Origin of the sequence: Streptomyces sp. 2A115 (assembly GCF_052245575.1) — a bacterium.
In the GTDB taxonomy this organism is placed as follows: Bacteria; Actinomycetota; Actinomycetes; order Streptomycetales; family Streptomycetaceae; genus Streptomyces.
This window is the reverse complement of sequence record NZ_JBQQCG010000113.1, coordinates 23855-32751: the sequence shown is the minus strand read 5'-3', so window position 1 is coordinate 32751 and position 8897 is coordinate 23855. Positions and strand designations below refer to the sequence as shown.

The following is an 8897-nucleotide window of genomic DNA, read 5'->3' as shown; positions in this document are numbered from 1 at the left end:
CATCGTCATCAATCTCCCGGACCCGCACACGTTCAGCCACTCCGTCATTCTGGCTGTCCGATGCCGCCCGGCGCAGCAACCCAGCGATGCGTCATGACAGGGCGAACGTTGCCTGATGCGGCACTAGATAGCGGTCGAAGGACTTGGCGAACCAGCGGTCGTGGGTGACCGCGAGCACCGTGCCCTCGTACGCCTCAAGGCCCTCTTGGAGGGCTTCCGCCGATTCCAGGTCCAGGTTGTCGGTCGGCTCGTCGAGCAGCAGCGTCGTGGCGCCCGCCAGCTCCAGGAGCAGGATCTGGAACCGGGCCTGCTGCCCGCCGGACAGCTTCTCGAAGCGCTGGTCGCCCTGCCGCTCCAGCTCGTACCGGCGCAGCACCGACATCGCGCCGCCACGGTCCTTGGCGTGCTTCGTCCACAAGATGCCGACCAGGGTGCGGCTCATCAGCTCGGGGTGCGCGTGGGTCTGCGCGAAGTGGCCGGGCACCACCCGTGCCCCCAGCTTCCAGAGGCCGGTGTGGCCCACCTCCTGGCCGGCGAGGAGGCGCAGGAAGTGCGACTTGCCCGAGCCGTTGGAGCCGAGGACCGCGACCCGCTCGCCGTAGAAGACCTCCAGGGAGAAGGGCTTCATCAGCCCGGTCAGTTCCAACTCCTCGCAGGTCAGCGCCCGTACGCCGGTACGGCCGCCGCGCAGCCGCATGGTGATCTCCTGCTTGCGCGGTGGCTCCGGAGGCGGGCCGGCCTCCTCGAACTTGCGCAGCCGTGTCGTCGCGGCCTGGTAGCGCGAGGCCATCGCGTCGCTGCGGGCCGCGTACTGCTGCATGTCGAGGACCAGGCGCTTCAACTGCGCGTGCTTCTCGTCCCAGCGCCGCCGCAGCTCCTCGAACCGCTCGAACCGCTCGGCGCGCGCCTGGTGGTACGTGTCGAAGCTGCCGCCGTGCAGCCACACCTCGGACCCGGCCGGACTCGGCTCGACGCTCACGATCTTCTCCGCGGACCGGGTCAGCAGCTCCCGGTCGTGCGACACGAACAGCACGGTCTTGCGGGTCTCCTTGAGCCGCTCCTCCAGCCACCGCTTGCCCGGTACGTCGAGGTAGTTGTCCGGCTCGTCGAGCAGCAGCACTTCGTCCGGGCCGCGCAGCAGCGCCTCCAGGACCAGCCGCTTCTGCTCGCCGCCCGACAGTGTCCGCACCTGGCGCCACTGCGCCTTCTCGTACGGAACGCCGAGTGCCTCCATCGTGCAGATGTCCCAGGCGGCCTCGGCCTCGTACCCGCGCGCCTCCGCCCAGTCGCTGAGCGCCTGCGCGTACTGCATCTGCGCGGCCTCGTCGTCCCGCTCCATGATCGCGGCCTCGGCGACGTCCACGGCGCGGGCGGCCTCGTGGATGCGCGGCTGGGCCACCGAGACCAGGAGGTCGCGCACGGTCCGCTCGTCGCGCACCGCCCCGACGAACTGGGGCATGACGCCCAGGCCGCCGCTCGTGGTCACCGACCCGCCGTGCGGCTGGAGCTCCCCGCAGATCAGCCGGAGCAGCGTCGTCTTGCCCGCCCCGTTGGCGCCCACCAGAGCCACCACCGCCCCCTCGCCGACGCGGAACGACACGTCGCCGAGCAGTACCCTCCCGTCTGGCAGGTAGTGCTCCACGTGCGCAACCTCAAGATGTCCCATGAGCTGCATTCTTTCCGGAGTGTTCCAAGACCGACAAGCGATTACCGGGAGAGATCCAAGGGGTCCGGAGGCATGGCGGCGGTATCAGCTCTGGTCTCAGTCGCGGGTTCCGGCTGGGGCATGAAGTGGTCCCCATCCGGTGCATGGCGTCTTGGAGAGCTGTGACCTTCGACTGGTCTCTGCGTGCCGCAGGATCTCCATGGCGGCATCCCAATAAACCGATCGGTTTCCCGGGTGCGGCCGCACCGTCGCCGCGCTGGGACGGCAGGCTCCTCCGGCTTACTCTCGGCCGGGATGCGGTGCGGCCCTTTGCGGGCACAACCCTCGCCCGCTCGGTCGGCTCCCTATGCTCCTGCGAAGACGCCGTCGGCGCCGGCGCGGCGGGCCGATCCGCCATGTCCGCGTGGTCGGCCAGGCGTGACCTGGGAATGTTGTTCCGCGGTGGCATGTCCGCCCCGCCCCCGTGTTCAGAGATACGGCCATCTTCACAACCGCGTTCGCAGGAGACAGCACCACCTTTGTCACTCCCCCGTCACGGTGGACTCATCGTCGGCGTGCGCTCAGGACGCGGAGGACCGGGACCGGAAGTTCCCGGCACTCCGCGTACTGAGACCCCGTGACGCGCGGCCTACCGCGCGTCCAGCACCGTGCCGGTGAGCACCGGGCCCTCCACGGGCTCGCCGTTCTCGTCCCACGTGGACAGCTGGATCCGTAGCGACTCCGCCGGCTCGCTCACGCTGTCGGCGGTGGTGGGTACGGTGACCTCGGTGGTCAGTTGACCCTCGGGGATGGAGAGGGGCAGGTAGAGCTCTTCCACCTCGGAGAGCGGTCGGGCAGGGCTCGGGGACTCGCCGGTGCTCAGCTCGAACCAGTCCGGGTCGAGGTCCGTGGTGGACAGTTCGGTGCCGTCGCTGAGCGGCAGGAAGTCGGCGTTGAGCCACATCTCCGTGTCGGCGACCGCGGACTGTGTGATCCGCCAGGTCAAGCTCTGTCCTTCGGTGACCCGGTCCGCGACCGGCGTCACGCTGAACGTGGGCAGCGGGTCGTCGTTCTCCGCTGTCACGCCGCCGCGATAGGAGCCGACCACAGCGCCGCGGACCGCCTTCGCGAACACGTTGTGCGATGTGCCGTAGCCGAAGCGGGTGTTGCCGTGCACCTCGACGGGCACGTCGATGTCACCGCTGCCGGGCCGCACCGTCACCACCCGGGAGGTGGAGTTGTGCGTGTCGGGATCGGCGACGAAGAGCCGGATCTGGCCGCTGCCCTCGCCGGAGACGCGCACCGGCACTCGGTAGGTCCGTACGCCGGAGTCGCCTTCCTCGACCGTCAGCCGGCCGATGTCGACGCGTGGCAGCGTGGCCGGTCGCACCGCCGGTGTGCCGGGGCGCCAGCCCCAGGCGTCCACCAGCCATGCCTGTCCGGACTGGTCGCGGGGCGTCAGTTCCAGTGCCTTCAGTCGCTTCAGGTCCAGTCCGGCGCGGGTCGCGGCGGTCAGTGGTACGCGTACCTCCCGCCCCCAGTGCGAGGCGGTCCGGTCGGTCCCCGGCAGTCCGTCGACACGGACTTCGCCGAGCGTCGCACGGCGGCCGGTGGTGTCCGTGAGGGACACGTCCAAGCGGGTGCCGGTGGTGTTCGGCGGCACGATGACCCGCAGGGTCAGGTCTTTGGCCCCGGCCAGGGAGACCGGTCGCGCGGGGCGTATCCGTACCGGGGAACCCGGTGCCGACCAGTCCAGTGCCACGGCGTGGCGATCCGGTTCGGGCGATGTCTCCCATGTGGCGAAGTGCGGTGAGCGACCGGGCCCGTCGGGGTTCAGACAGGCGGCCGCCGGGTCGGGGTCCACCTGTGCGCACAGCCGGCCGCCGTCCACCGCGACCGAGGCGTCCGGCAGGAACGCGCCGACGCGGTTGGCTCCGACGGCGTGCGTGAGTACGCGTGCCGGGTCCGCCGACGCCGCTCGCACGTTCGAGCCGTCAAGGAGGGGGCGTACCCGGTCGTCGCCCGCGACGAACACCCGGGCGGCCGCGGCTATGTACGTGGCACCGGCGGCTTGTTGTTGGACCGCGGTCAACCGGGTCGCGGTGCCCGGCGAGCAGACCGGGTCCGGCGCCTCGTCGTCGTGCCAGAAGTCGTCGTCGGCCGGCGCCTCGGCCTGTCCCGGTGTCCACTCGCTGTTGAAGAAGTTGTGGTTGGCGCCCACCATGTAGACCGCGCTGTGCAGGGCGGCGCCGCGGCTGACGCCGCGTGTGGCGTCCACGTACATCTCACCCTGCAGGTCGGCCACGTCGCCGTCGCAGCCGGGCAGGATCGTCATGGACGGCACCTCGGGAGCCGGGTTCTGCCCGAAGACGGTGGGGCCGATGAGGACGGTTCCGCGGATCTTCCAGCGCACCGGCCCTTGGTAACCGTCCTGGTCCGCGGGCGGCTTGGAGAGGCTGTCCATCGCGGCCCGGTTCACGCCCTCGCCGCCCCGCGAGTGTCCGACCAGGAGCACTCGGGACAGGTCGGCCGGTGAGGTGGTCCGTACGATCGCCGGTGCCGCGGCCCGCCCGGCACCCGCCCAGTCCGCCCAGCGGGCGAGGTGCTGCCGTACGAGGGACGAGCGGGCCTGTGCCCCGCCGTCCTCCGCCAAGTGGTCCTGCGCGTTGATGCCGTTGGCCGAGATGGACACCGTCACGTAGCCCTGGGACGCCAGCAGTTTCTGGTCGTGCAGGTAACCTCGGTGGCTCGGTATCGGCTTCGAACCGGTGGGGCAGGGCCACTCGCCGAGCACGTCACCCTCGTCACCTCCGGTGGTGAAGCAGGTGGAGTGGCGGCCGTGCAGGAACAGGGCCAGCGGTCGGCGGCCCGCGGCTCCGGTCGGTGCCACCACGGTCCCGCGCATCTCCACCGGGGCGGGGAAGCCGGGCAGTTGGATCGATTTCAGCTCGTACTCGCCGGTGGTCGTCCGGTACGGGCCGGGGACACCGGGGTCGATGGGGTTGGCCGGCAGCGGGGCCGACGGTTTCACCGGCGTCGTGGAGCGTCGCCCTTGCCGGTCGGCCGGGGCCTCGGCTCCGTCCAGGAGACGCCCACCGGCCCGCACCTGTAACTCCGTCACCGGCCCGAGGCGTACGCCGTCGAGGCTGAGGCTGAACGTACGCCGGTCCTCGGCGGCCACGGGTCGGCCGAGAAGCCGGTTCCCGGAGTAGAACTCGACGGCGGCGTCGCCCATGGGTACCGGTGCGGTCGAGCGCCAGGTCAGCTGCCGACCGGAGCCCGTACCGGTGATCTCGCCGGTGACCTGCCAACCCGGTGGAAGCCTGCCGTCAGGGTCGGCCGATGACGCGGGTGGTGCGGGATCGGCGGCCCGTTGAGCGTGCGCCAACCCTGGTGACCCCACCATCACCGCGAATAATGCCGAGGCCGCGACTATCGTGCGCCGGACGCGTATCAACGTTCTCCTCCACCTGGTTGGCCTGGTCGGCTCGTGTGCCCGGGCGCCCCAGTTGCCCCAGGGTTCACGGGCGCCTCCCGCATCGCTGAGAAGGATGTAAGCCAAGGCCAATGGGTTGCTCGGCGTCGACCGGCAGGCCGACCCGGTGTGCCGCGCCACGTCTTTGTGGGTGGCGTGCTGACCGGCGGGGGAGGAGGAGCGAGTGCCCCCGCCGGTCAGTGCGTACGGCCGGATCAGGCGGTGGCGCAGGTGGTTCCGTTGAGGGAGAACGCGGTCGGGGCGGCATTGGTGCTGCCCTTGGCGGCGGTGAAGCCGACGGTGACCGGGCCCCCGGCGGGGATGGTGGAGGTGTAGGAAGCGGGGGCGACGCTCACCGTGCCGCCGTTCTGGGTGGGGGTCCCGCCCCACATGTTGCTGATGGTCTGGCCGTTGGCGAAGGCGAAGGCCAGGGTCCAGCCGCTGATACTCGTGGTGCCGGTGTTGCGGATGGTGATCTCGCCCTGGAAGCCGCCCGGCCACTCGTTGACGACGCGGTAGCCGACGGAGCAGCCCGCGCCGGGGGTGCCGCCGTCCTCGTCGGTGGTGACGTTCACCGCTGCCGAGCGGGCCGAGCGGTTGCCGGCCGCGTCGCGCGCGTACACGGCGAAGGTGTACGCCGTGTCGGCGGTGAGGCCGGTCACCGTGACGGTGTTGGTGGCGGAGGCGGCGACCGCGGTCTCCGTGCCGCCGTTGACGCGGACGATGTCGTAGCCGGTGACGCCGACGTTGTCGGTCGCGGCGGTCCAGGTGAGGGTGACGGAGGTGGCGGCCACGGCGGAGGCGGTCGGGGTCCCGGGGGTGGTCGGGGTCTGGGTGTCGCCCGGCTCACCGCCGCCGAAGACGGTGGCCTCGCGGGAGGTCTGGGTGATGCCGTTGGCGCCGCTGAAGACGCGCTGGCCCCAGGAGCTGAGCCGGCTCGGGTCGAAGTCGATCGCCAGGTCGAGGATCGGGTCGGTGTTGCCGCTCCAGGACCAGGCCAGGTAGCCGAGCCGGAGCTGCTGGGCGGCGGCCATCATGGTGTCCTCGTCCGGGTCGCCGTATTGGTCGGGCGGGCCTCCGAACTCGCCGATGAGGATGGGCAGTCCGGCGTCGACGAAGGCGTTCAGATAGTCGGTGATCTCCTGGGCGGTGTCGTAGACGCTGTACATGTGGATCGAGAAGATCAGGTTGCCGGTGGGGTCGGCGTCGTACACGGACTGGGCGTTGGCACGCATGACGCCCTGCCAGTCCTGGCCCCAGTTGGGCGCGTCCACCATGATCGTGTGCTCGAACCCGGCGGCCCGCAGCTTCTTCACGGCGGCGGTCGTGGGCTCGGTCCAGCCGGCGGGATTGGTGTTGCCCCAGGGCTCGTTGCCGATGTTGATGACGACGTAGTCCTCTTCGCCGGTGAGCACGTCCTGAAGGCCGATCCAGTAGTCGGCCGCATGGTCGAGCGTGCCGGCGGCGGCTTCCTCGCCGTAGCCGGTGGTGTCGTGCACCTCCAGCACACAGATCAGCCGGTTGGCCTTGCACTGGGCGATGACGCCGGCCACGTCCGCGGGGCTGTTCTCGCTCCAGCGGTGGCCGTCCGAGAGGACGACGCGGACGGTGTTGGCACCCAGCGCCTTGATGTCGGCCAGCGACTGCGTCTCGCCCGGGTACCAGGTGTGCGCGTGGTTGACGCCGCGCATGATGAAGTCGTTGCCGTTGCCTTCGAGCAGGCGGCCGTCGTTGATGTGGAGGCCGGTGGCGCGGGCGCCGGGCAGCTGCGGCTGGCGCTGCGTTTGTAACTGCGACTGCGACTGCGACTGCGACTGCGACTGTAACTGCGACTGCGCATGAGCTGGGGTCGGGCCTGCCGCGCCCAGGACGACGAGCCCGAGGAGGGCGGCCAGTCCGGTCAGTAGGGCGGTTATAGGGCTCTTTCGTGTCGTGCTTCTTGTTGTTCTCACTGCGACTCCAGAGAGTGAGCGCCAAGAAACCTGGACAAATCTGAGCGAGCTGCTGAAAACCGAGGAACTTGAGTGAGTCTGAGCATCACAAGGAAACGTGGGAGCGCTCCCATGAAGCCACCGTGCCAGGGACACGTCAAGACTTCGCGCACGCTCCGGCGCGGTGGCTGGAGGTACGGAGGGTTTGGCCTCGTCTCTCACTCCTTTCCCTCCGGCCTCTCCAACTGACGTACGTCCCAAAGGCGTTGACCAGCCCCAGGCGCACCAGCACAATGAGCGCGCACGCGTGAGAGCGCTCTCGCACTTGGCATGTCAAGGGAGACCCATGACCGGCAGACAAGGCCCGGCGCTCAGCCGTCGCACGCTCATCGGCACCGGCCTCGGTATCGGTGCCGCGGCGCTCACCGCGACCGGCTCCGGCGCGGCGCACGCCGCCGGGGCCCCGACTGCCGCTGCCACTGCGAGTGCCGCCGGTGCCGCCGCCGGGGCTACCGCCCAGAGCCGGGCGCACGCATTTCTCGCCGCCGCCATGGACGCCTATCCGGACCACGGAAGCATCCGCCTGACCCAGAGCTACACCGATCAGGCGGGTCTGTTCAGCACCGCGTTCACCTACGACAACGCCCTCGCGATCCTGGCCCACCTCGGGGCGCGTACCGCGGACGGCCGGGCCAGAGCCGTGGTGCTCGGCGACGCGCTGCTGTACGCGCAGGCCCATGACCCGGTGTACGACGACGGCAGGCTTCGCCAGGCGTACAACGTCGGGCCGTACGTCTTCTTCGACGGTTCGACGCAGCCGGACGGCCTGGTACGGGCGGACGGGACCGCCAATGTCGGCACACAGTTCGGGTTCACGGGTACGGCCGTGGGTGACATGGCCTGGGCGGGCATCGCGTTGAGCGCGCTCGCCCGCCGGACCGGGGCCCGCCGCTTCCTCAACGGGGCCGTGCGGATCGGCGAGTGGATCGAGCGGATGGGCCGTACCGACGAACCCCTCGGCGGCTACAAGTTCGGCGTCAACGGGGCCAACGAGAAGCTGCCCTTCACCTCGACCGAGCACAACACCGACCTGGTCTGCCTGTTCGGACGGCTCGCCCGGCTCACCGGGGACCGGGTGTGGCTGGAGCGGCGCGCGCGTGCCGAAGCCTTCGTCGAGAAGATGTGGGAGCCGTCCGGAGGCTCGTCAGAGGGCTCGTCCGGGAACTCGTCCGCGGGCTTCTTCTACACCGGCACGAATGACGGGGTGACGGTCAACACCTCACCGATCCCCGAGGACACCCAGACCTGGACTCATCTCGCCCTCGCCGCCGGGTCCAAGTCCGGCGCCGGTCCGTACGTCCGGTCGCTGGACTGGGCCGCGGCCGAGCTGGCCGTCCTCGACCGCGCCGACCGGCCCAACAGCACGGTGCCCGCGGGCCAGTCGTACGAGGGCGTCACCTTCAGCTCCGCCAGTCTCCTGGCGAACGAGGACGCTCCGATCGCCGAGTTCCAGCCCAAACCCGACCGGAACGGCGTGTGGTTCGAGGGCACGGCTCACCTCGCGCTCGCTCTGCGGATCAGGGACGGACGCGGCGACGAGGCGCGCGCCGGTCGGCTGATCGCCTCCGTCGAGCGGGCTCAGGAGCTGCTCGGCGGCGACCAGACCGTAGGCGCCAAGGCCCTTCCGGAACGTTCCGGAGTCGTCTCGGCGAGCAGCCCGCTCGACACCGGATTCGGCTTCGGCTACTACCCGTACCGTCACGCGGGCGCGACCGCCTGGTACCTCCTGGCGGCGACACGTACCAACCCGCTGCGGCCCTGAACGGCCCTGAACAGCCCTGAACGG

At 70.4% G+C, this 8897-nt stretch carries 4 protein-coding genes; 1 reads left to right on the top strand and 3 read right to left on the bottom strand.

Going from position 1 to position 8897, the window contains the following annotated elements:
- Positions 1-91: 91 nt before the first annotated feature.
- The 3 genes from ACTWQR_RS50335 to ACTWQR_RS50325 form a co-directional block, all read right to left on the bottom strand.
- Positions 92-1666, bottom strand: a complete 1575-nt coding sequence (locus tag ACTWQR_RS50335; protein ID WP_443234059.1) for an ABC-F family ATP-binding cassette domain-containing protein — start codon at positions 1664-1666, stop codon at positions 92-94.
- A 628-nt stretch (positions 1667-2294) separates the two neighbouring features.
- Positions 2295-5051 carry a hypothetical protein gene (locus ACTWQR_RS50330; protein WP_443234058.1) on the bottom strand — a complete coding sequence of 919 codons (2757 nt, stop codon included), beginning with the start codon at positions 5049-5051 and terminating at the stop codon, positions 2295-2297.
- A 284-nt stretch (positions 5052-5335) separates the two neighbouring features.
- Complete coding sequence (locus ACTWQR_RS50325; protein WP_443234057.1) at positions 5336-7072, bottom strand: cellulase family glycosylhydrolase; 1737 nt, start codon at positions 7070-7072, stop codon at positions 5336-5338.
- A gap of 325 nt (positions 7073-7397) precedes the next feature.
- Between ACTWQR_RS50325 and ACTWQR_RS50320 the strand changes: the two genes are divergently transcribed.
- Positions 7398-8873, top strand: coding sequence for a Tat pathway signal sequence domain protein (locus ACTWQR_RS50320; protein WP_443234056.1), 1476 nt, complete (start codon positions 7398-7400; stop codon positions 8871-8873).
- The last annotated feature ends 24 nt before the right edge of the window (positions 8874-8897 follow it).